The following is a 22,358-nucleotide window of genomic DNA, read 5'->3' on the forward strand; positions in this document are numbered from 1 at the left end:
AGTGAGCGTAACCATGTGTGAGTGAGTGTCGTTGTCAGAGCATGAATCTCACGGAATGGGCGAAGACGCAGGGCGTGCATCCGCAGACCGCGTATCGCTGGTTCCGCGAGGGGACGCTGCCGGTACCGGCTCAGCGGGTCGGCCCGCGCACGATCCTCGTGAACGTGGGGGTCAACGCCGCGCCCGGGGCGATCGGCGGGCTGGGCCTGTATGCCCGTGTCTCCTCCCATGAGCAGAAGACCGACCTGGAACGGCAGGTCGCCCGGCTGTCCCGGTGGGCGGCGCAGGCCGGCCACCGGGTGGTGCGCGTGGAGGCGGAGATCGCATCCGGTACGAACGGTGCCCGCCCCAAAGCCAGGCGGCTGCTGGCCGATCCGAACGTGACCACGGTGGTGGTCGAGCACAAGGACCGGCTGGGCCGGATGAACACCGAACTCGTCGAAGCCGCCCTGTCCGCACAGGGGCGCCGCCTCGTGGTCCTCGATGACGGCGAGGCCGAAGACGACCTGGTGCGCGACATGGCGGAGGTGCTGACCTCGTTCTGTGCCCGCCTGTACGGTCGCCGGTCGGCGAAGAACCGTGCCCGCAGGGCTTTGGAGGCCGCCGAGCATGGCTGACTCCGCACTGCGCGCGATCGAGGCGCCGTTCGTTGCGCCGGGCCCGTCCGGGGTAGCGATCCGCACCAGCATCAAAGGCATGTCCCAGCGGGACCGTGAGGTGCTGCCCCTGGTGGGCGCACACCTGGGCTCGCTGGCCTGTTCCGACCTCAGGGCCCGTTGCCGGGCGGGTACCGATCACGACAGCGGCCAGTGGGCGGAGCGCAAGCGGGCCCTGACCGAGGAGTCGTCCTCCCGCTGGGCCGGGAGCATCACGAAGGCCACCCACGACCAGTGGGGCCTGGCGCGCCGTGCCCAGCTCGCCCACATCCACAACCTTGAGGCCGGGGTGCGCACGATCGCGCACCGCCTGTCCCAGCCGGTCGGGAGAAGGGCACGAAGCGGGCGCCGGGCGGCTACCGCACACAGCAGGAGTGGTTCCAAAAGACCCGGCGCCTGCAGGTGCTGGAAGACCGGCTGGAGCGCGAGCGGTCCGATCGCGGGGCCGGTGTCGTGCACGTGGTGCGGGGCGGGCAGCGACTGGCTCGAGGCCGGCACCATCTGGAAGCCGCCCAGCTCACCGAGTACGAGTGGCGCAGGCGCTGGCAGGCCGAACGCTGGTTCCTCCAGGCAGACGGGGAGTCGGGCAAGCGTTTCGGGAACGAGACCATCCGCGTGGGCCCCGACGGCGAGGTCAGCATCAAGCTTCCGGCTCCGCTGGCGCACCTGGCCAACGCCCCGCGCGGCCGGTACGTGCTCGACGGCCGGATCGATTTCCGGCACCGCGGCAAGGAGTGGGCCGACCGCGTATCGGCGAACCGTGCCGTCGCCCACCGCATCCACCTGGACGTGGACCGGGGCCGCTGGTACCTCACCGCGTCGTGGACGATCCCCCCGGTCCAGACCGTTCCCCTGGCCCTGGCCAGGGCGAACGGGCTCATCGGTGTGGACACCAACGCCGACCACTTCGCAGCGTGGCGTCTGGACGAGCACGGCAACCCGACGGGTGAGCCCCGCCGATTCCTCTACGGCCTCGACGGGCCGGCCACCTACCGCGACGCCCGGGTGAGGCACGCCCTCACCCGCCTCCTTCACTGGGCACGGCGCGAAGGCGTCTCCCTCGCGATCGAGGACCTGGACTTCGGCGCGGAGAAGACGCGGGAGAAGCACGGCCGCCGCAAGCGGTTCCGCAAGCTGATCTCCGGCATGCCCGTCGCCAGACTGCGGGCACGGCTCGTGTCCATGGCCGCCGAACTCGGCATCACCATCGTCGTCGTCGACCCCGCCTACACCTCCCGCTGGGGCGCCGAGCACTGGCAAAAGCCCCTCACCAGCAAGACCAGGAAGACCACCCGACACGACGCAGCGAGCGTCGCGATCGGGCGACGCGCTCTCGGGCACCGTATCCGGCGACGGACGGCACCGCCCCACACGACCGGAGCGATCGTGTGGGGCATCGGACCGCCCAGGCCGGACGCGGCACCCGCGGGCGTGAGGAAATCCGCCCCCGCGTCCCCGGACCACGGACACGATCCGTGTCGCCGGACGCGGAGCGAACGCGGGTGACCAGTGCATCCACAACCGTTCGGGATGCGCCAGTCGACCAGGCATGGGTCCAAGACCCACTCCTGCTCACTGATTAGGAACGGTGCCGTGCAACCAGTTCCTCGGGCAGGAGCCGGGCAATGCGGAGGAGATCGCCGAGTTCTGCTCGGCGACGTACGGCGTCACCTTCCCGATGACCGAGAAGATCGAGGTCAACGGGGAGGGACGGCATCCGCTGTACGAGCGTCTGGTCGGCTTCGCCGATGCCGAGGGGCACAGCGGGGACATCCGCTGGAACTTCGAGAAGTTCCTGGTCGGGCGGGACGGGACGGTCGTCGCCCGGTTCTCGCCGCAGACCGGGCCGGAGGCCGCCGAACTGGTCGCGGCCGTCGAGGCGCAGCTCGCCTGAGCCACCGTCCCGGCCGGTGTTGACCTTGCCCCTGGGGCAGGGGCGAGCGTCCTTCCCGCCGGGCGGAACAGGCCGCCCGGTGACGGAGGATGACACGGTGGACGAAGAGCTGCTCACCATCGGCGCGTTCGCCGCGCGGGTCCGGCTGTCGGCCAAGGCCCTGCGGCTGTACGACCGTCTCGGCCTGTTGGCCCCGGCCCACGTCGACGCCGCCAGCGGCTACCGCTACTACAGCGCTTCGCAGACCGGGCGCGCCCGGCTGGTCGCCCTGCTGCGGCAGCTCGACATGCCGCTCGCCCGGGTCACCGAGGTGGTCGAGGCGGACGGGGCCGAGGCCGCCGACCGGCTCGCCGCCTACTGGGCAGAGGTCGAGACGCGGGTGGCCGGGCAGCGGACCCTCGCCGAGTACCTCCGTGCACGACTGTCGGGGAGGAGCTCCGAGATGTACGAGAGGTTCGAGGTCGGGACGGTCGAGGTGCCCGAGCAGGTGGTGATCAGCGAGACCCGGCACACCCTGGCCGGCGAGCTGCCCGCGTGGATCGGGGCGTCGCTGACCCGGCTGGAGGCCGCGGCGGGCGAGTGCGGGGGCGTCACGGGCGCACCGTTCGTCGTCTACCACGCCGAGGTGTCCACGGAGAGCGACGGGCCCGCCGAGTCCTGCGTGCCCGTCGCCGACGAGGCGGCGGCGCGGGCGTGGGCCGAGGCGCGGGGGCGGGCCCGGGAGACGAGGGTGCGGGTGGAGCCGGCCCGGCGGCTGGCGTACACCCGGATCACCAAGGCGCAGGTGGCCCACCCGCAGATCCTGGCCGCGTTCGAGGCGGTGGAGCAGTGGATCGCCGAGCAGGGGCTGGAGCAGGCGGGGCCGTGCCGTGAGGTGTACTTCGCCGACTGGGAGGCGTCCGGGCCGGACGACGCGGTGTGCGACGTGGCGTTCCCGGTGAGTTGAGCGGACGCGCCGGCCCGGGGTGGCCGCCCCGGGCCGGCGGACGGTCACTTCAGCTCGTCGGGGCACGGTGTGCCCCGGGGCAGCTGGTACGGCGACGCCAGCCGGTACGTGCCCGCCTCCGGGGCGAGCAGCATCGTCCACCTGTCGCCCTTGGCGTCCTCCTCCGTCTCCCTCAGGCAGCCGTTGACGTTGTCGTACGTCTTCGGCTCGCCCTCGGCGCGGTGCTTGGAGGCGTCGGTCTCCTGGGGCGGCTTGAGGCTCTTGCCCTGGTCGTCGACGAGGCTCAGCCAGGGCGAGTAGGGGATGCGGACGAGGACGCGGCCCGGTTTGTGCACCTGGAGGGTCATCCCGTCCTGCTCGGCGCGGATCACCACCACGTCGGGCTCGGCGAGCGGGACGGGGTCGGTGACCTTGAACAGCTGCCAGTTGGCGTCGCCCCAGATCTGCTTCAGGTACGGCATGCCCTGCTGCACGAGGGCGCGTTCCTTCTCGCCGCCGTCGCCGTCCAGGTCGTCCTTGGGCAGGACCACGTAGTGGACGGCCCAGCGCTGGAGCCACTCGTGGTAGTTCGCCGAGTTGAGCGTGCCGTCGTAGAAGAGCGGGTTGCGCTGCATGTCGGCCTGGCGGTTCCAGCCGCGGGCGAGGTTGACGTACGGCGCCAGCGCGGAGGCCTCGCGGTGGGAACGGGCGGGGACCACCTCGACGCGGCCCTTCTCCGCGCCGACCTGCTGCAGCTGGTTGACGAGGGGGGCCAGTTCGCGCGCCCAGGAGGCGGCGGGGGTGGTGTTGACGATGTCGTCGACCGACTTGAAGCCTATCCAGCCGACGAAACCGAGGAAGGTCAGCACGATCGCGTACCACTTGCGCGAGCGCGGGACCGCGTACGGCAGCGCCGCCACCAGCGCCACCCCGCCGAACAGCATCGCCAGCCGGGTGATGTTGGAGCCGATCTGGGAGCTGATCAGCCAGACCAGTACGACCGCCAGGCCGTACACCGCCGACGTGATCCGGACCGTCTTCCACTCGCGGGGGACGAGGACGACGGCGAGGACGGCGTAGAGCAGGGGCAGGACCACCGAGGCGAACGCCATCGGCTGGGTGCCGGAGAAGGGGAACATCCAGGCCGAGACGGCCACCACCGCGGTCGGGCCGAGACCCAGCGCCCAGGCGCCCGGGTGGCGCTTCTGCAGGAACAGCGCGACCGCGATCAGGCCGACGAACAGGCCCGCCACGGGCGAGGACATGGTGGCGAGCGCGGCCAGCGGGGCCGCGACCAGCGCCTTCGCCCAGCGTCTGTAGCGCCAGCGGTACGGCCAGCAGAACACGGCCGCGACCGCGCCCAGCGCGAACATCGTGCCCAGGCCGAACGTCACCCGGCCCGACAGCGCGTTGCACAGCAGCCCGAAGACGCCGGCCAGCGCGGCCCACAGGGGGTTCCGGACCGCGCGGCTGCGAATGAGGACCATCGTCAACAGGCCCGCGGAGACCGTGCCGGCGATCATCATCGTCGTACGGACGCCGAGCAGCGACATCAGGTACGGCGAGACCACGCTGTACGACACCGGGTGCATGCCGCCGTACCAGGCGAGGTTGTACGCCGAGGCCGGGTGCCGGCCGACGAACTCGGCCCAGGCGTCCTGCGCCGCGAGGTCGCCGCCGCTGTTCGCGAAGGTGAAGAACCAGGCGATGTGGAGCAGGCCCGCCAGGGCCGTGACGGACAGGGCGGGGTGCCGCAGCATCCGCTCCCGGACGGCCATGACGGCGGCCCGGGTGCGGGACCGGTGACCGTTCCCTCGGCCGCTCTCCGTGTCAGTCGTGGACACGTCCGCCCTCCGCGGGCCGTCGCCCGGGCCCCGATCGGCGTCGTCGGCGTGTGTCGGCTCCGCTGTGGCCACCTGAAGGCACTCCCCCGTGTCCCGTCCTCTGATCGCGGCCGCGTCCCGCGACCGGCGACGTGCCCGATTCGCGACGCTAGCACGCAGCCCGTCCGGACAGCTCCCGGGTGGGGCTGCCCGAACGGGCTGCGTGGACGGCGGCTACGGCGTCGGGGGACGCGCGGGTCAGCCGAGGCGCGTCAGCCTGGCCGTGAAGCCCGGCTCGGCGAGGTCCTCCTGCAGGGCGACCGGGACCTTCACGGCGCCGTCCTCGCCGTCACCGACGGTCAGCGTGCCCACCTCGTCGCCGGCCTTCCCGACGGACGGGACGTCCTTGGCGGCGAGGGACAGCTTCACCTCCAGGCCGGCCCAGCCGACCGCGGTGACGTCCTCGGTGACGACGACCGGGGTGTGGCCGCCGAGCTGGTCGTCGACGTAGCCGACGACGTCGCCCTTCTTCAGGATCTTCGCCGAGGTCGGCACGTCCTGCGCGGCGAGCAGCGCGGTCTTGCTGACCGCGTTGACCAGGTCGAGGATCGACTGTGCCTTGTACTGGCCGAGGATCGCGCCGACGATGGTCACCGTCCGGCCGCCCACCTCCTTGCGGGCGGCGAAGAGCAGGTTGCCGCCGGCCGCGGTGGTGGAGCCGGTCTTGATGCCGATCGCGCCGATGGTGAAGGGCAACTGGTTGAAGTTGCTCCAGTACTTCCCCTTCGGGTCCGTCCAGCTGGCCGCGCTGGTGATGTCCACCATGGCCGGGATCCTCATGGCCGCGATGCCGAGCTTCACCTGGTCCCCGGCGGTGGAGACGGTGGTCTTGTTCAGACCGGACGGGTCGGTGTACGTCGTGTTGGTCATCCCGAGTTCCCTGGCGGTGTCGTTCATCTTCTTGACGAACGCCTCCTCGGAACCGGCGTCCCAACGGGCCAGCAGGCGCGCGATGTTGTTCGCGGAGGGGATCATGACCGCGGACAGGGCCTGCTTCTCGGTGAGGAACTCGCCGGCCTTGACGTTGTCGAGCGTGGACTCGCCCTCCTTGTGGTAGCCGGCCTCCTTCTCCGCCGTCGGGTCGATCTCGATCTTCGGGCCTTCCTCGCCCGGCTTCAGCGGGTGGTCGCGCAGGATGATGTACGCGGTCATGGTCTTGGTGACCGAGGCGATGGGCACCGGCTTCTGCTCGCCGAAGTGGTCCATCGTGCCGACGCCGTCGACGTCCATCCAGCCCTGGCCCTCGTCCGGCCAGGGCAGTTTCACCTGGTCGCCGTCGAAGGTGTAGGTCTCCTCGGCGGAGAGCGCGAGGGTGGGGGCCGGCAGCGGCCGTACGGCCTGCACGATCGCGAAGACGATCGCGAGGAGAACGACCAGCGGGGTCCAGATCTTGACCCGGCGCACCAGGGTGCGCATCGGGGTCTCCGGGGGCGGCGGAGTGTTCGTCAGCTCGGCGAGCAGGTCCAGCGGCGGCTTGGGCGGCAGCGGCTGCTGGGTGGTCCGCTCGGGGCCGATCTGCGGGACGGCGGCCGTGGCGTCCGCGGGGGCCTTGGGCGGCGCGGCCGGCTCCGCGGGCTTCGGCTTACGGGCCTCCGGGGCGTCGAGCGACTTGAGCGCGACGAACTTGCTGGTGCGCTCGGCGTCGGACTCGGGGGCGTGCGCGTCCTGCTTTTCCTTGTCCTGTCCGTCCTGCCTGCCCTGCTGGTCCTGCTGGTCCTTCTTCTTCCCGCCGCCCAGCTTGAGCATGGTGGTGGGCTGGTCGACCCGGGGCTTGGCGGCGCCGCCGACCTTGAGCATGGTGGTGGGCTGGTCCACGGGCGGCCTGTCGCCGGACTTCGGCCCGTCGTCGGCTCCGTCGGTGCCCTCGGCGTCGGCGTCGTCAGCGGCACTGTCGTCGGCGGCCGTGGCGTCGACCTCTGCGGCGTCCTCGGCGGCCTTGGCGGCCCCGGCGGGGCGGGCGGCCTTCTCGGGGCGGCCGCCGGCAGCGCCGGACGGCGTGTCGTCGCCCTCGTTGTCGGCGTCGTCATCGGCGGCTGCCCGGACAGAGTCCCGGGCGGCCCCGTCGTGCTCGGCGTCGCCGGCCTCCGCCACGTCCTCGGAGCCCTCGGTCTCCCGGGAGGCGGCGGTCTCCCGCGTCTCCTTCACCTCGCCGGCGCCGTCGGCCCTCGGAGTCGCCGGGCCCTTCTCGGCGTCTTCGGCGTCCTCGGCGTCCTCGGTGTCCGCCTCGCGCAGACGTGCTTCACCCGGTGCGCCGTCCTCGTCACCGGAGTCCTCGTCACCGGAGTCCGAGTCCCGCGAGGTTTCCCCCGCCTTCTCCGCCCCGTCGACGGCCTTCGCGTCGCCCTTCGCTCCGTCAGTCCCCCCCGCCCGGGCGGCCCTTCCCGGCTTCTCCGCCGCCCCGGCGTCCCCGGCGTCTTCGCCGTCCGTCGCCAAGTCCCGTACCGAGAGCACCCTCGTGGCCGTATCGACGCCCCCACGCCCCTCGGAGGCGCCGGACGTGCCGGAGTCCGCGGACACACCCGCCGCCCCCGCATCACCCGTCAGCGGAAGCCGCGGGTCGCGGGCCTCGCCCCTGGCCTCGGAAACCGGACCCGCGCTCCCCGACGTCGGTTGTACCGACGACTCGCGCTGCTTCGACCTGTCGGGGGACTCGCCCGCCACCGATGCCTCCTCCATGTGCCGCACGCCCCGCGCGCGGCTATCGAACCGTGAACCACGACCTGAACCGCCACCCGGACGAAGCAGCCGTGCCACGCGGCCGTACCGCTGTCCGAACCATGTACCAGTGTCCTGTGCAGGGGCCAAACCCAAGTGGAAGACGAGAACGACATACCTACCGGTTCCCTTACGAACCGGTCACGCGCTCTCGACAGACCAATGTGAGAGGGGTCACCCTGTCATTCATCCACGCGGGGAGGCATGGATGGGCAGGAGCCGCAGAACACTTCCGGAGGAGCTTCTGCTGCTGGCACTGGACCCGGCCACGGGTACCACTGCACAGCCGCAGTCGCTCGACCTCGGTCTGGCCGGAGCACAGCTAGTGGAGCTGGCGCTGGCCGGACGGATAGCCCCAGACGGGGATCGTATCGCCGTGGTGGTGCCACGGCCGACAGGAGATCCGACTCTGGACTGCGCGTTGGAGTTGCTGCGAAGGCGCGGCGCTCCGGTACGGGCCGTCCACTGGATCGGCGGACCCCGCCTCGGGCTCCGCCAGACCTACCTCTCGCATCTGGAGCGGTGCGGCATGGTCGCCGCCGTGCCCGGCCAGATGTGCGGGGTACTGCCGACGACTCGTTACCAGGCGACGGACACCGCCATCAGCCGGGAGATCAGGGCCCGGCTGGACTCCGCGATCCGCACCGGCGTGCCGCCGGACCCGCGGACGGCGGCGCTCGCCGCGCTGGCGCACGCGGTCGGTCTGGGCAAGCACCTGTACCCGGGCAACGAGGGACGGTCCTCGCGGTCCCGGCTCAGGGACCTGATCCGGCACGACCCCATGGGCGGACTCGTGGCGCACGCCGTGATGGACGTCCAGAACGGCGTGGCGGCCCAGCCGCGCCGCGGTCCGGGGCCGGCCGGCCGCCAGACCGGTGCGCGGGCCAAGTCCGCCGCGGAACCGGCCCGAGGCGTCCCCCTGCAGCCACGACGCGGCTCCATGGCCGGCCGTGCGGTAGTGCACTGAGCCGTGGGGCGCGCCGGTGCCGGGACGGCAGGGGGTCCCCTGCCGTCCCGGCACCGGCCGAAAGCACCCCGAAGGCGAACGAGCCGTCAATCAGCCTGCATATCTGGGATTTTCCAGCGGTAAGAAGCACCTTGGTGGCAGTCTGCTCAACAGCAGATACGCAAAGTAGAGGCATGCGGCCGGAGGTGCACGTCCCGTGGCGTCCAATGTCAATCCCACTGTCAGGCGGCGCCGATTGGGCCAGGAGCTGCGCAGACTTCGCGAACTCAAGGGCATGACGGCCGAAGAGGTGGCCGAGAGACTGCTGGTGTCGCAGTCGAAGATCAGCCGTCTGGAGAACGGCCGGCGCAGTATCAGCCAGCGCGACGTGCGCGATCTGTGCGGGGTCTACGAGGTGGAGGACCACCGGGTCGTCGAGTCGCTGATGCAGATGGCCAAGGACTCTCGTCAGCAGGGCTGGTGGCACTCCTTCGGCGACATCCCCTACAGCGTCTACATCGGCCTGGAGACGGACGCGGCGAGCCTGAGGATCTACGACCCGCAGGTCGTCCCCGGACTGCTGCAGACCCGCCCGTACGCGGAGGCGCTGATCGCCGGCGCCCTGCCGGAGACCGCGCCCGCCGACATCGACAAGCGCGTCCAGGTGCGGATGCGCCGGCAGGAACGAATCTCCGCCGCCGAGAACCCGTTGCGCCTGTGGACGGTCCTGGACGAGGCCGCGCTGCGCCGGGTGGTCGGCGACCGGTCCCTGATGCGGGAGCAGTTGGAGCACCTGGTCGAGCAGTCCCGGCTGCCGCACGTGACCGTGCAGGTCATCCCCTTCGAGATGGGCGCCCATCCGGGTCTCAACGGCCAGTACGCCATTCTGGAGTTCCCGGACGCGGCGGATTCCAGCGTCGTCTACATCGAGGGCGTCACCAGCGACCTGTACCTGGAGAAGGCGAACGAGGTGCAGAAGTACAGCGTGATGTACGAGCACTTGCGGGCGCAGGCGCTGAACGTGGAGCAGTCGCGGCAGTTCATCGCCAAAATCGCGAAGGACTATGAAAACTGAACACCTCCGAGGGAAAGCTGCCGCACTCTACACTTCACCGCACCAAGGCGGAAGTCCCGCCGGAATATGCCATCCGTAAGGGTGAATAGCGGCTTCGGATGACGAGAGTGGCGAGTAGCGTCGATCACGCCATCGAGCAAGAACGTTGGCGCAAACCACTCCACTGGCAATCCGGAGCAGAAATGGCAATTCGTCAGGGCGCCGTCCAGACGTGGACCAAGTCCTCGTACTCCACGGGCAACGGCGCATGCGTCGAGGTCAAGTCACCGGTGGTCGCGGCCATGGCGGTCCGGGACTCCAAGGTCCCCGGGGGCCCGGTGCTGGGCTTCCCCGCCGACGCGTGGAACACCTTCGTGGCGTCGATCAAGGCATAGGGGCCGGGACCCGAGGTCGACAGCCGAGACAAGCATCCTCTCGAGAGCCCCCTCGACCAGCCCGCCGTCCTTGCCGAGGGGGCTCCGCTTGTACCCGGACACTCCGGCGCCCGGCACGACCTCCGTTCATCCATCTGAACCAAGGTCAGCGAACAGAACATCTTTGCCCTCCCTTGACCCTACGTTCGCTTGTCGTGCTCGCATCATCACGCCCACGATGAGCGGGCACTTCGCGGTCTTCCTCGCCCCTGCTCCGCTCAGGCGAAGTGCCCACCAGCTGAGCGGGGTTCACAAGGCGGACCCCGGGAGGGGGCACATGAACAGTCTCGACTGGACCGTGCTCATCGGGTACTTCGGCGTGATGGTGGCGATCGGCGTCTGGTCGCACCGGCACGTGGGCGACGTGGGCGACTTCTTCACGGCCGGCGGCAAGATGCCCTGGTGGCTGTCCGGCATCTCGCACCACATGTCGGGTTACAGCGCGGTGATGTTCACCGGCTACGCGGGCATCGCCTACACCTACGGCGTCACCTCCTTCATCACCTGGTCCTTCCCCATCGCGCTCGGCATCGCCGTCGGTTCGAAGCTGTTCGCCCCGCGGATCAACCGGCTGCGCTCCAGGCTCCACGTGGCCTCGCCGCTGGAGTACCTGAAGAACCGCTACAACCTCCCCACCCAGCAGGCGCTCGCCTGGTCGGGCATGCTGCTGAAGATCGTCGACGTCGGCGCCAAGTGGGCCGCGATCGCCACGCTGCTGTCCGTCTTCACCGGGGTGACCCTGACCCAGGGCATCGTCATCACCGGCACGATCACGGCGGTGTACTGCACGATCGGCGGCCTGTGGGCGGACGCGCTGACCGAACTCGGCCAGTTCGTCATCCAGTTGCTCGCCGGCCTGACGATGTTCGTGGCGGTGCTCCTGAAGCTGGACGACAAGGGCATCGGCTTCTTCGGCGCCTGGAGCGAACCGGCCCTGCACGGCCACGGCAAGCCGCTGGTCGGCCCGTACGGCACGGTCTTCCTGCTCGCCTTCCTGTTCATCAAACTCTTCGAGTACAACGGCGGCATGCTCAACCAGGCCCAGCGCTACATGGCCACGAGCAGCGCCCGCGAGGCCGAGCGCTCGGCGCGGCTCTCGGCGGTGCTGTGGCTGGTCTGGCCCGTCGTCCTCTTCTTCCCGATGTGGATGTCCCCGCTCCTGGTCGACGCGCGGAAGCCGGACGGCTCCGACTCCTACGCCCTGATGACCGAGCAGCTGCTCCCGCACGGACTGCTGGGCCTGGTCGTCGTCGGGTTCTTCTCGCACACGATGGCCATGTGCTCCTCCGACGCGAACGCGATCGCCGCCGTCTTCACCCGGGACGTGGCCCCGGTGCTGTCGCGGCGGGCACGGGCGTGGGGCCGGCGGTCGGGCCTCGTCGCGGCCCGGGTGACCACGGTCGTCTTCCTCGGCCTGTCGATGGCGGTGGCGACGCAGGTCAACTCGCCCGCCTTCAAGGACATCATCACGGTCGTCATCAAGTGGGTCGCCGGTCTCATGGGCCCGATCGCCATCCCGATGATGCTCGGCCTGCTCCGCCCGTTCCGCCGCTCCGGCCCCACGGCGGCGCTCACCAGCTGGGCGGCCGGTCTGCTCGCCTTCTGGCTGGTGAACTACCCCGTCAACTGGAACGTCGACGGCGGCGTACCGCTGCAGTACCAGGTGTCGGCGCCGCTCGCGGTCTCCCTGGTCCTCTACGTCGTCATCGGCCACCTCAAGCCGGAGGACACCCCGGAACGGCTCGCGATCATCGAGCGGGTCAACACGGACGGGGACGGAAGCGGCGATTCCGCGGCGGCGGCAGCGGTCCCGGCCCCGGCGGGCGCGGGCGACGACGTGGCGGGGAAGCAGCCGTCGTGACGGCGCGGGTCCCGGGCGGTCAGGAGCCGGGCGGTCAGGCCCCGCGCGGATAGCGCGCCAGCCACGCCGGGGACGACCCGGTGGGCCCGTGCAGCGCGGGTCCCTGGGTCATCTCCAACGCGAAGTCGTCCGCCAGGACCAGCAGAGTGGGACGGCCCTCCAGCTCGGCCAGCCAGGCCGGCGGGAGGGCCGTCTCGCCGTACAGGGCCCCGAGCAGCCCGCCGGTGAGGGCACCGGCCGCGCCCGAGGGCCCGCTCTGGTTCACGGCCAGGCACAGCCCGTGCCGTACGTCCTCGCCGGCGAGCGCGCAGTACACGGACACGGCGAGCACCCCCTCCGCCGTCCCCTCCCCCGCCAGCTCCTCCACCCGCGCCGGGGTGGGCATGCCCTGCCCCACGGCGCCCAGCGCCTGGTGCAGGGCGTCCGACACCGGCTGGTGACCGGGCCGTACGGCGAGCAGCGCCAGCGCCTGCCGCACGGCCGCGTCGAGGCCGTCGCCGCGGGCGAGGGAGTGCACGATCACGGCGTACGCGCCGGCGGCGAGACAGGCGGTGGGGTGCCCGTGGGTCTGCGCCGCGCACTCGACGGCGAGCTGTACGACGAGCTGCGGCTCCCATCCGACGAGAAGTCCGAAGGGAGCCGACCGGACGGCCGCCTCCGGCCCGGCCTCGGCGGGGTTCTTCGGCGCGTCGAGGGTGCCCATGGTGTCGTCCCCGAATCCGATGAGGAGCGCGCGGGCGGGGTCCCGGCGGGCGTACAGCCACTCCTCCCGCGCCAGCCACCCGTCGTCCTTGCGCCGCTCGTCGGGCCCCCAGTCCCGCTGCGTGGCGGCCCACCGCAGGTACGCCCGGTGCAGATCGGTGGGCGGATGCCAGACCCCGGTGTCGCGCCGCACCTGCGCCCGGATCAGTCCGTCGACGGAGAAGAGCGTGAGCTGCGTGAAGTGGGTGACGGCACCGCGCCGCCCGTAGGCGGGCGCGAGATCCACGATCCCCTCGCCCCCGTGGGCCTCCCGTATCCCCCCGAGGCCGAGCCGGTCCACCGGCGCCCCGAGCGCGTCCCCCACGGCCACCCCGAGCAGCGTCCCGCGCACCCGGCTGCGGAAGTCCTGCTGCTCGGCACGCCCCCAGACGGCACCGGACGTCGTACCCACCCAGACCTCCCCGCGGCACCGTCCGTACGTACGACAGCTCGCCACTGTAATCGAACAGGAACGGTCTGTTCAGGGAGCGATCGAAAGAGGACGGCCGAAAGGAGACAGTCGAAAGGGGACGGCCGGTGGCACTACTCGACGACCACCACCCGCGTCCCCTTCGCGCCGAACGTCCACAGGGCGGTCCCGTCGTCCTTGCCCATGCGGATGCCGCCCGTCCTGGTGTCGGAGGCGGCGGGTGGGGGCGAGGAGCCGTCGACGGCGTTGCTGAAGGCGATGAAGACGCCCGACTTGCCCGCGAAGTACATGATGTGCTCGATCTGCACGCCGTCCGAGCCGGTCGTCGCGGGGACGCGCTGGGAGATCGCGTAGGAGTCGGGGTCCGGGCTCACCGTGCCCGGCCAGACCGGGAAGGTACGGGTGGGCTTGTCGCTCTCGTCGACCAGCCACACCCGCTTCTGGGCGAGGGCGTAGACGATCCGGCGGCCCGTCCCCGAGTCGGCCGGGACCGCCGGCGGGGCCGGGGGTTTCGGGGTGGCGGAGGGCCGGGCGCTCACCGAGGGCGCGGACCGGGGGTGGGCGACCGGGGCCGTGGGGTGCGGGCCCCGGTCGGCCTGTACGGCGAGCACGACGACCGCGGCGACCGCTCCGGCGGTCAGTCCGCCGACCCAGGCCCACGAAGGTATTCGGGCAGGCATGGGCACGCATCTCCTCGGCTACTACTCGGTCCCTCGGGCGGGGGCTGGATCATCGTACTGCGGGCGGTGCGAGCGACCGCTCGCACGGTTCGGTCCGGTACCGGCTCAGTCCAGTACCGGCAGCAGGTCCGGCAGATGACCGTCCGAGGCCGCCGCCGCCCGCCGCCGTTCCTCCGGGACCTCGCCGTAGACCGTGGTGCGGGGCCTGGCCGGGCGGCCGGCCGCCTCCGCCACCGCGATCAGCTCCTTGACCGACTTGTAGGAGCCGTAGGAGGAGCCCGCCATGCGGGAGATGGTCTCCTCCATGAGCGTGCCGCCGAGGTCGTTGGCGCCGGAGCGGAGCATTTCCGCCGCACCCTCCGCGCCCAGTTTGACCCAACTGGTCTGGATGTTGGGGATGTGCGGGTGCAGCAGGAGGCGGGCCATCGCCGTGACCGCCCTGTTGTCCCGCGTCGTGGGGCCGGGGCGGGCGATGCCGGCCAGGTAGACCGGGGCGTTGGTGTGGATGAAGGGGAGGGTGACGAACTCCGTGAATCCGCCGGTCCGCTGCTGGACGCGGGCCAGGGTGCGCAGGTGGCCGAGCCAGTGNGGCTGGTCGACGTGGCCGTACATCATCGTCGAGCTGGAGCGGATGCCCAGCTCGTGCGCGGTGGTCACGACCTCGATCCAGGTGGCCGTGGGCAGCTTGCCCTTGGTCAGGACCCAGCGGACCTCGTCGTCGAGGATCTCGGCGGCCGTACCGGGGATGGAGTCCAGGCCGGCCTCCTTCGCGGCCGTCAGCCACTCGCGGACGGACAGGTTGGTGCGGGCCGCGCCGTTGACCACCTCCATCGGGGAGAAGGCGTGCACGTGCATCCCCGGGACGCGCTCCTTCACCGCGCGGGCGATGTCGAAGTACGCCGTGCCGGGCAGGTCCGGGTGGATGCCGCCCTGCATGCAGACCTCCACCGCGCCCACGTCCCAGGCCTGTTGGGCGCGGTCGGCCACCTGCGCCAGCGACAGCGTGTACGCGTCGGCGTCCGTGCGGCGCTGGGCGAAGGCGCAGAAACGGCAGCCGGTGTAGCAGACGTTGGTGAAGTTGATGTTCCGGGTGACGATGTACGTGACGTCGTCGCCGACGGCCGACCTGCGGACGTCGTCCGCGACCCCGCACAGCGCGTCCAGCGCCGGGCCGTCGGCGTGCAGCAGCGCCAGGGCCTCGGTGTCGGTCAGCTTCGTCGGGTCGTCGGCGGCCGTGCGCAGGGCGGCCCGTACGTCGGTGTCGATGCGCTCGGGGGCCATGCCGGGGGCGGCCGCCTCGCGCAGCGCTTCCCAGTCGCCGTAGACCTCGTCGAAGTCGTCGCGGCGGTCGGTGGTGCGGCCGGCGGTGTCGATGGTGCGGTGCAGGTCGGTGCGGCCGGTGGCGGTGAAGGCCTCGTCCGGTTCCTGCCAGGGCCGGCCCTCGACGGTCGCGTCCTCGCGGGCGAGGCCCGTGGCGGGGTCGGCCAGGGCGGTCACGTGCGGGAGCAGACGGGGGTCCAGCCAGGGCTCGCCGCGCGTGACGAACTCCGGGTAGACGCAGAGCCGTTCGCGCAGCTCGAAGCCGGCCGCCCGGGACTTCTCGGCGAGCCGGTCGATCTGCGGCCAGGGGCGCTCGGGGTTGACGTGGTCGATGGTGAGCGGGGAGACGCCGCCCCAGTCGTCGATGCCGGCGCCGATGAGCCGTTCGTACGCGGAGTCGACCAGGTTGGGCGGGGCCTGCAGACAGGCGGACGGGCCCATGATGTGCCGGGCGACCGCCACCGTGGCGACGAGCTCGTCCAGTTCGGCGTCCGGTGTGCCGCGCATGGCCGTGTCCGGCTTGGCGCGGAAGTTCTGGATGATCAGCTCCTGGATGCCGTGGTGGGCGCGGGAGACCCTCCGCAGCGCGAACAGGGACTCCGCGCGCTCCTCGTACGTCTCGCCGATGCCGATCAGGATCCCGGAGGTGAAGGGCACGGAGGAGCGGCCGGCGTCCTCCAGCACCCGCAGCCGTACGGCCGGTTCCTTGTCCGGGGAGCCGTGGTGCGGGCCGCCCGGCTCGGACCACAGGCGCGTCGCCGTGGTCTCCAGCATCATGCCCATGGAGGGGGCCACGGGCTTCAGGCGCTGGAAGTCGGTCCAGGTCATGACGCCCGGGTTGAGGTGCGGCAGCAGGCCGGTCTCCTCCAGGATCCGGATGGAGACGGCGCGGACGTAGGCGATCGTGTCGTCGTAGCCGTGCGCGTCCAGCCACTCGCGCGCTTCCGGCCAGCGGTCCTCCGGCTTGTCGCCGAGGGTGATCAGGGCTTCCTTGCAGCCGAGCGCGGCGCCCTTGCGGGCGATGTCCAGCACCTCGTCGGGCGACATGAACATCCCGTGACCGGCGCGGCGCAGCCTGCCGGGCACGGTGACGAACGTGCAGTAGTGGCACTTGTCCCGGCACAGCCGGGTCAGCGGGACGAAGACGCTCCTGGAGTACGTGATGACACCGGGCCGCCCGGCGGCCTCGAGTCCCGCGTCCCGCACCCGGGCGGCGGAGGCGGCCAGGTCCCGGAGGTGCTCGCCACGGGCCCGCAGCAGCACCGCCGCCTCGGCGACATCGAGGGCGACGCCGTCCCGGGCACGCTTGAGGGCGCGACGCATGGAGTTCTCGGTGGGGCCGGTTCCGGAAGCCGCGGAAGTCGTCATCCTTCGAGCATACGGTCGCGGTGATCAGGGCAAACAGGCGTTCCCGGTCTCCGGGCGCGCCGGGTGCGGTCGCGGCGCCTACGGTGGGAGGCGTGACCTCCGCGAGCGGCGCCGGGGCCGCGGACGGCGGCCGGGAGACCCGGACGATCCGCGCCTCGCCCGCCTGCCCGTACCGGCCGGTCGGCACTCACCTGTCCGCACGCCGTGGGCGTCCGGCCTCCGCCAGAGCCGCCGTCGCCGCGTAGTACCCGCACATCCCGTGCACCGAGGGACCGGGCGGAGTCGCCGAGGAGCACAGCCAGGTGCCGGGAAGCGGTGTCCGGTACGGGTTCCACCGGGGCACGGGACGGGCGAGCGTCTGCCGCAGAGTCATCGCTCCGCAGCCGATGTCCCCGCCCACGTAGTTGGCGTTGTACGCACCCAACTCCGCCGCGGACACACCACGTTCCGCGAGCACGGTGTCGGTGAAGCCCGGGGCGTGCGTCTCGACGGCGGCGCGGATCACCGCCAGGGGGTCACGGGTGTCGTCGTGGGGCACGTGTGCGTAGGCCCATACCGGTCTGCGCCCCCGGACGGCCCTCGAGGGGTCCGCCGCCGCCGGATCGACCAGGATGACGTAAGGACGCTCGGCTCTGCGTCCCTTGGCGGTCGCCCTCTCGGCAATGGCGAGCTCCGAGGCGGTGCCGTGCTCGCCCCCCAGGTGGACCGTGGTGGCGGCGGAGAGACGCCGGTCGGTCCAAGGGATGGATCCCTCGATGAGGAAATCCGCCTTCGCGGCACCCGGGCCGTACCGGTAGCGGGTCAGCAGGCGGAGGTAGCCTCGGGGCAGGGGAGCGATCCGGGCCAGCTCACGGGGCGAAATGTCCAGCATCGTGATGCGCCGTGCGGGCAACTCCCGCAGGTCGTTCACTCTGACGCCCGTGTGGATCCGGCCTCCGAGTGCCTCCAAGTGGGCGACCATGACGGCGGCGACGGCCCCGGAACCGCCTTCTGGCACGGGCCAGCCGGTCGTGTGGGCCAGGTGTCCCAGCAGGAGGGCAACCGCCGCGGTCGCCAGTGAGGGGATCGGGCCGACGCCGTGAGCGGCCACACCCGTGAGGAGGGCCCGGGCCGCCTCGGTGCGCAGTCCGCCGCCCGCGCGCAGGGCCGGCGCCGTCAGCCGGGAGGCCAGCACGGGCAGGGCACGTGAGAACGGCAGGGTGCGCTGAGCGGACAGCATCAGGTCCACCACGGCCCCGGAACGCTCGGCCAGCGGGAGCATCAGGTGACGCCAGCGGCGTCCGTCGCGCCCCAACTCCGCGCAGGTCGTCTCGAGGTCGTGCCAGGCGATGGCGGCCCGTCCGCCTTTGAGGGGATGGGCGTACGCGGCGGGAGAACGCAGTAGCCGGACACCGTGCGCTTCCAGATCCAGCGTTTTCATGAACGGGGAGACCGGAGCCATGGGGTGTACCGCCGCGCAGATGTCGTGCACCACCTCCGAGTCGAAGAGCGGTTCCGTGCGCAGTCCTCCGCCGACGCGTTCATGTGCCTCGAACACCTCCACCGTGAGGCCCGCGCGTGCGAGGGTGAGCGCGGCGGCAAGTCCGTTCGGCCCGGATCCGACTACGACGGCATCGGTCATGAGGAGTCCTCTCGGGCGGGTCCGGTGCCACGACCGTCCGTCGTCGACGTCCGTCGTCCCGGCGCATGCGGAACGTTCTGTACGGGTCAGTGGAGGGCCAGCCAGCCGACGCCTGCCGCGCCGGTGAGACAGGCGGCGGCGATCGCGGCCGTCCGGCGCCGGCGCAGCGCGTATCCGAGCAACAGGGCCGTGAGCAGTACGGCGGCCGTGCCGATCACTGCCCGCAAGGGCCCCTGGCTGTAGCCGAACTCGTCGACGTGCCGGGCGAGCCAGAAGAACCAGACGAATCTCATGACGCTCTCTTCGTGACGGTGGACGCCCGGACGTGGGACGGAAGCAGTCGGAGTAGGCGGTCAGTTGTCGCGGGCCGGCGGGACGGCGGCCTCGAGGATCCGTTTCGCAAGACGATCGGTACGGGCCGGGCGGCCCAGGCGGTGGAGCAGGATCCAACGGCCGTCGTCGTGCACCGCGGCCACTACGGACGAACCGCGGGTGGCGCCGTTGTGCCACAGGACGGACGGGCCTCGCCGCCAGGTGGGGGCAGGAGGGCCGAGTCTGCGGTCGACGAGCAGGGCGACCAGTACGTCCGCCATGGTCCGGCAGGTCGACCACAGGCCACCGGCCGGCAGGATCGGTCCGGTCAGCGTCCACAGGCGCGGCCGGCCGAACAGGTCCCTCGGTACGAGCCGCCTGTCGTCCGGGGGAACCGCCGTCACCGCGCCCGCTTCCAGCCCCAGGGGCTGCAGGACGTACTCGTCCACCAGGCGCTGGTAGGGCAGCCCCGTGGCGGTGGTGAGAGCACGCCCGAGGACGGCGTAACCAAGATTGGAGTACAGCTCCTCCCCGAGCCGGTCCGCGGTCGAGCGGTCGAGGTCGCGCAGTGACTCCCGCAGGACCTGCTCGGTGAAGTGCGCGTACGGGTCGCCGGAGGAGCCGGGCATCCCGGTGGGCAGGCGGGGCAGGCCCGAGGTGTGCTCGGCGAGGTGGCGGAGGGTGATGCCGGTCCCTCGGGGCACGTCGCCCAGGTATTCCTCCAGCGGTGCGTCGGCCTCGACAGTTCCTGCCCGGGCCAGTCGGGTCAGGACGGTTCCGGTGAACACCTTGGTGAGGGAACCGATCTCGACGAACCGGTCCGTGTCATGGCCGTGGGCGGCCCGGTCCTGGATGCCGGGACCGCCCAGCAGGCAGATGGGTGTCCGCACGTCGGGTCTCTCCTGTCAGACGAGTTCGGGTTGGGACGGCTCGGCCCCGCCCTGGGCACCGGCACGGGTGCCGGGTGCCGTGTCCTCCTGCCTGGTGGTCCTTCGTGGCCGGGGGCGGCAGCGCGTACGGAGCCGGGTGAGAGCAGAGTCCAGGGCGTCGGAGAGGAATACGAGATCGCAGGCGATCATCGTCAGCGCGAAGCCCGTCAGCCCCATGAAGAACGCGATCGACAGATGGAAGCCGATCGACGCTGCGGCGGCCCATGGGCGCAGGGCCGGGACGAGGACTCCCAGGGGGAAGTACACCAGGAACGCGACCGTCCCGTAGGTCCCGAGGACGACCAGGAAGTCGTTCTCGTACACCAGGTGCGACCAGCCGGGCAGTTCGAACTCGGCCACTCGCATCACGTAGAAAAGGGCCGTGCCGTCCTGCCACTCCTCGCCCATGACCTTGTAGAGGCCGGAGACGACGTAGACGAGACAGATCTGCGTCGCGACCATCAGAACGCCCAGGTTGTGGAAGGGCACGGACAGCGCCCGCAGTCGGCCGGGCACCCGCCCGGCGACACGGTCCGCTAGACCGGTGGGCAGAGCGAACCGGTCGTAGCACCGCGTCAGCAGCAGGAACGGGATGACTATGTAGGCCAGGTTGTCGCCACCGTCCAGGAGTCCGGGCTGCCGCTGGTAGACGGACCACAGCAGGGCCCAGTGCAGCGCGAGGCCCGGCCGGCCGCCGATGCCGAGCGTGACAGCCAGCGCGGCGGCCATCCCAGCGTGGTGGACGAACTGGAACCAGAGCGGGGAAGGGGACAGCGCGTAGAAGCTGAATCCGGACAGTTGCTGCTGGAACTCGTCGTGGGGCAGCAGTCCGTCGGGGCCGAACAGGTAGTTCCGCTCCTGGTACTGACTCACGTAGTACATGAGGCCGACGAAGCCGAGGAGCACACGGGTTCCGGAGACGCCCGTGACGGCCACCGCGTGCAGGGACCAGTGATCCAGTCGGGCACCGGGTCTCTTCATCGCAGATCCCTGGTGTCGGCCCAGGCGAAGTCCTTCACCATCACCTTTCCTTCGGCTGACGGCGAATTCCGCTCGGACCACGGCGGCAGCGTCTCCACATACATGCGGACCTGCACCTTCGTCACCTTGCCGTCGCACACGGTCGGCATCTGGTCGTATGCGTAACGGGAGAGGGACTTCACCGCCTCGGCTTCGGTGGCCTTCTCATGGGGAAGCGGAGGCAGGACGGTTTTCTTGTCGTTGGCCTGCCGGATCCGCAAACGCCTCAGGACCTCCTCGCTGTTGGTGATCTCCTGAATCTGAGCGGAGACGACGCGCACTTCCCGCGACGGAAAGAACCGGGAACTCCGCACCTTTTCCAGGCCTCGAGCCGAGACGTCGTAATATTCGGACACCGATCCATCCGCGCAGGTGGCCCTGGCCAGAATCCCGCGATTGTCGGAAACGGGGGTGGGGGCAAAAAGCTGCCAGTTCTGCGAGAAGTACGGATCGAGGTAGTGGGCCACCCGGTTCCCGTACACGAGTTTTGCCGGGCTGAGCGGCGCCTGGGACAGGGCGGCCATAGTCATGTGAGCGCCCAGGAGGGCGCCGCCGACAAGCAGCGCCGCCCTCCTGGTGGTGCGGTACGTCTTCGCCACGCGCTGATTACCGGTCGAAGACGGAGTCGGCCGTGACCCCCTGCGGCAGGTCGGCGGGCGCGGCGAAGAGGCTGCCGTGCGACAACATGTTGTCGGCGTTGCTCTTCGCCACCACAGCCGCGCCCTTGCCGACGGCGGTGGCCTTGTTCGCCGCCCTGGCGGCCGCCTTGCCGGCGGACGTGGCGGCCTTGGCGGCGAGAGAACCGAGGGCCTGCGGCGCATCGTCCTGCGACGGAGCCTCAGTGGTGACAGGCGCGGCCGGCTGGGCCGGGGCAGCCTGAGCACTGCCCTGGGCCGCGACGAAGAGCGCGACACCGGCGGTGGCGGCACCGGCGGCCGTGGCAATCTTCTTGATGTTCATAGGGATTTCCTCCCCCGTGATCGATGGTCCACGTGCGGACGTGGTCATGCGTCCGGTGCGGATTTCCGCACTCGAAAACACGAATGCCGAACCGCACTTTCGATCCTGGCAGCTCGAAGCTCGATCCTCCATTGCCTGTAGAGGCATTGCCTCAGGAGGCAACATCCTCCCCGGCCAGGGCTTCGTACTGATGAAACGCAACCAATCCGGCCTCGAACCTGGACACGACACCCAGCTTGCGTACAATGCTGGTGATGTGAGCCCGAACCGTGCGCTCAGCGATTCCCAGCCGACGGGCAAGAACGCGGTTCGACTCGCCCCTCGCCATGTTTCGCAGAACTTCACGTTCCCGGACGGTCAGCCGAGCCAGCGTTGCCGCGCCCACGGAAACAGCAAACGGTCGCTCCGTAGCCAAAGCGAGATCTCCCCTGTCTACCTTTTCCTGTCGGTCCGAACAAATCGACACAACAGGACGGATGGAATCAACCTCCGCAATGCAGCGCTGGTCGGACGCCGGGCCGGAGGTCATCCCATCTCGATTCTTTGCGCAAAGCCTACGAGAGTCGGCAAAAAGAAACCACGGAAAGTGAGCTGAGTCACAGGAGGGTC

At 70.9% G+C, this 22,358-nt stretch carries 17 protein-coding genes and 4 pseudogenes; 8 read left to right on the forward strand and 13 right to left on the reverse strand.

Annotation, left to right across the window (positions count from 1 at the left end; genetic code table 11):
- Positions 1 to 41 precede the first annotated feature (41 nt).
- From RH94_RS17145 to RH94_RS17160, 4 genes and pseudogenes are all read left to right on the forward strand, one after another.
- Positions 42 to 617: an IS607 family transposase gene (locus RH94_RS17145; RefSeq protein ID WP_073948455.1), complete on the forward strand. Its 576-nt coding sequence runs from the start codon at positions 42 to 44 to the stop codon at positions 615 to 617.
- A pseudogene (locus tag RH94_RS17150) lies at positions 610 to 2,239 on the forward strand (IS200/IS605 family accessory protein TnpB-related protein). Before RH94_RS17145 ends, RH94_RS17150 begins: the two are co-directional and overlap by 8 nt.
- A gap of 5 nt (positions 2,240 to 2,244) precedes the next feature.
- Positions 2,245 to 2,550: pseudogene (locus RH94_RS17155) on the forward strand (glutathione peroxidase); the annotation flags it as partial.
- A gap of 97 nt (positions 2,551 to 2,647) precedes the next feature.
- Complete coding sequence (locus RH94_RS17160; protein ID WP_234425838.1) at positions 2,648 to 3,496, forward strand: MerR family transcriptional regulator; 849 nt, start codon at positions 2,648 to 2,650, stop codon at positions 3,494 to 3,496.
- Between the two features lie 44 nt (positions 3,497 to 3,540).
- On the opposite strand, the gene RH94_RS17165 is transcribed toward RH94_RS17160, so the two are convergent.
- Both RH94_RS17165 and RH94_RS17170 read right to left on the reverse strand, forming a co-directional pair.
- Positions 3,541 to 5,391: a DUF2339 domain-containing protein gene (locus RH94_RS17165; RefSeq protein ID WP_073948457.1), complete on the reverse strand. Its 1,851-nt coding sequence runs from the start codon at positions 5,389 to 5,391 to the stop codon at positions 3,541 to 3,543.
- A 165-nt stretch (positions 5,392 to 5,556) separates the two neighbouring features.
- Positions 5,557 to 8,034 (reverse strand): D-alanyl-D-alanine carboxypeptidase family protein, encoded by a 2,478-nt coding sequence (locus RH94_RS17170; protein WP_079189077.1) that lies wholly within the window; start codon positions 8,032 to 8,034, stop codon positions 5,557 to 5,559.
- Between the two features lie 247 nt (positions 8,035 to 8,281).
- Here RH94_RS17170 and RH94_RS17175 point away from each other — a divergent pair, with 247 nt between their 5' ends.
- The 4 genes from RH94_RS17175 to RH94_RS17190 all read left to right on the forward strand — a co-directional run bounded on the left by RH94_RS17175 (position 8,282) and on the right by RH94_RS17190 (position 12,368).
- Positions 8,282 to 9,040, forward strand: a complete 759-nt coding sequence (locus RH94_RS17175) for a GOLPH3/VPS74 family protein (protein ID WP_073948459.1) — start codon at positions 8,282 to 8,284, stop codon at positions 9,038 to 9,040.
- A 196-nt stretch (positions 9,041 to 9,236) separates the two neighbouring features.
- The gene (locus RH94_RS17180; protein ID WP_073948460.1) at positions 9,237 to 10,094 is read left to right on the forward strand and encodes a helix-turn-helix domain-containing protein; all 858 of its coding nucleotides are present in this window, start codon (positions 9,237 to 9,239) and stop codon (positions 10,092 to 10,094) included.
- Positions 10,095 to 10,276: 182 nt separating this feature from the next.
- A complete protein-coding gene (locus tag RH94_RS17185; protein ID WP_073948461.1) occupies positions 10,277 to 10,468 on the forward strand; it encodes a DUF397 domain-containing protein in 192 nt (63 codons plus the stop codon).
- Positions 10,469 to 10,784: 316 nt separating this feature from the next.
- Entirely contained in the window at positions 10,785 to 12,368 is a 1,584-nt protein-coding gene (locus RH94_RS17190) for a sodium:solute symporter family protein (protein WP_073948462.1), read from the forward strand.
- 34 nt (positions 12,369 to 12,402) lie between these two features.
- On the opposite strand, the gene RH94_RS17195 is transcribed toward RH94_RS17190, so the two are convergent.
- The 11 genes and pseudogenes from RH94_RS17195 to RH94_RS46360 all read right to left on the reverse strand — a co-directional run bounded on the left by RH94_RS17195 (position 12,403) and on the right by RH94_RS46360 (position 22,278).
- Positions 12,403 to 13,521 (reverse strand): ADP-ribosylglycohydrolase family protein, encoded by a 1,119-nt coding sequence (locus RH94_RS17195; protein ID WP_073948463.1) that lies wholly within the window; start codon positions 13,519 to 13,521, stop codon positions 12,403 to 12,405.
- 131 nt (positions 13,522 to 13,652) lie between these two features.
- Positions 13,653 to 14,219 (reverse strand): hypothetical protein, encoded by a 567-nt coding sequence (locus RH94_RS17200; protein WP_073948464.1) that lies wholly within the window; start codon positions 14,217 to 14,219, stop codon positions 13,653 to 13,655.
- 105 nt (positions 14,220 to 14,324) lie between these two features.
- Positions 14,325 to 14,807 (reverse strand): annotated as a pseudogene (gene fbiC, locus RH94_RS43665) (7,8-didemethyl-8-hydroxy-5-deazariboflavin synthase); the annotation flags it as partial.
- A 1-nt stretch (position 14,808) separates the two neighbouring features.
- Positions 14,809 to 16,907 (reverse strand): annotated as a pseudogene (locus RH94_RS17205) (bifunctional FO biosynthesis protein CofGH); the annotation flags it as partial.
- 187 nt (positions 16,908 to 17,094) lie between these two features.
- On the reverse strand, positions 17,095 to 18,528 hold the full coding sequence (locus RH94_RS17210; RefSeq protein ID WP_073948466.1) for a phytoene desaturase family protein: 1,434 nt from the start codon (positions 18,526 to 18,528) through the stop codon (positions 17,095 to 17,097).
- Between the two features lie 86 nt (positions 18,529 to 18,614).
- The gene (locus RH94_RS17215; protein WP_073948467.1) at positions 18,615 to 18,821 is read right to left on the reverse strand and encodes a hypothetical protein; all 207 of its coding nucleotides are present in this window, start codon (positions 18,819 to 18,821) and stop codon (positions 18,615 to 18,617) included.
- A gap of 60 nt (positions 18,822 to 18,881) precedes the next feature.
- Positions 18,882 to 19,730, reverse strand: coding sequence for a serine hydrolase domain-containing protein (locus RH94_RS17220; protein WP_073948468.1), 849 nt, complete (start codon positions 19,728 to 19,730; stop codon positions 18,882 to 18,884).
- 15 nt (positions 19,731 to 19,745) lie between these two features.
- Positions 19,746 to 20,750, reverse strand: coding sequence for an HTTM domain-containing protein (locus RH94_RS17225; RefSeq protein WP_073948469.1), 1,005 nt, complete (start codon positions 20,748 to 20,750; stop codon positions 19,746 to 19,748).
- Positions 20,747 to 21,388 (reverse strand): DUF5819 family protein, encoded by a 642-nt coding sequence (locus RH94_RS17230; RefSeq protein ID WP_073948470.1) that lies wholly within the window; start codon positions 21,386 to 21,388, stop codon positions 20,747 to 20,749. Before RH94_RS17230 ends, RH94_RS17225 begins: the two co-directional genes overlap by 4 nt.
- Positions 21,389 to 21,395: 7 nt before the next feature.
- On the reverse strand, positions 21,396 to 21,749 hold the full coding sequence (locus RH94_RS17235; RefSeq protein ID WP_073948471.1) for a hypothetical protein: 354 nt from the start codon (positions 21,747 to 21,749) through the stop codon (positions 21,396 to 21,398).
- A gap of 151 nt (positions 21,750 to 21,900) precedes the next feature.
- Positions 21,901 to 22,278 carry a helix-turn-helix domain-containing protein gene (locus RH94_RS46360; RefSeq protein ID WP_079189075.1) on the reverse strand — a complete coding sequence of 126 codons (378 nt, stop codon included), beginning with the start codon at positions 22,276 to 22,278 and terminating at the stop codon, positions 21,901 to 21,903.
- Between the last annotated feature and the right edge of the window lie 80 nt (positions 22,279 to 22,358).

This window comes from Streptomyces kebangsaanensis (assembly GCF_001906585.1).
Classification (GTDB): domain Bacteria; phylum Actinomycetota; class Actinomycetes; order Streptomycetales; family Streptomycetaceae; genus Streptomyces; species Streptomyces kebangsaanensis.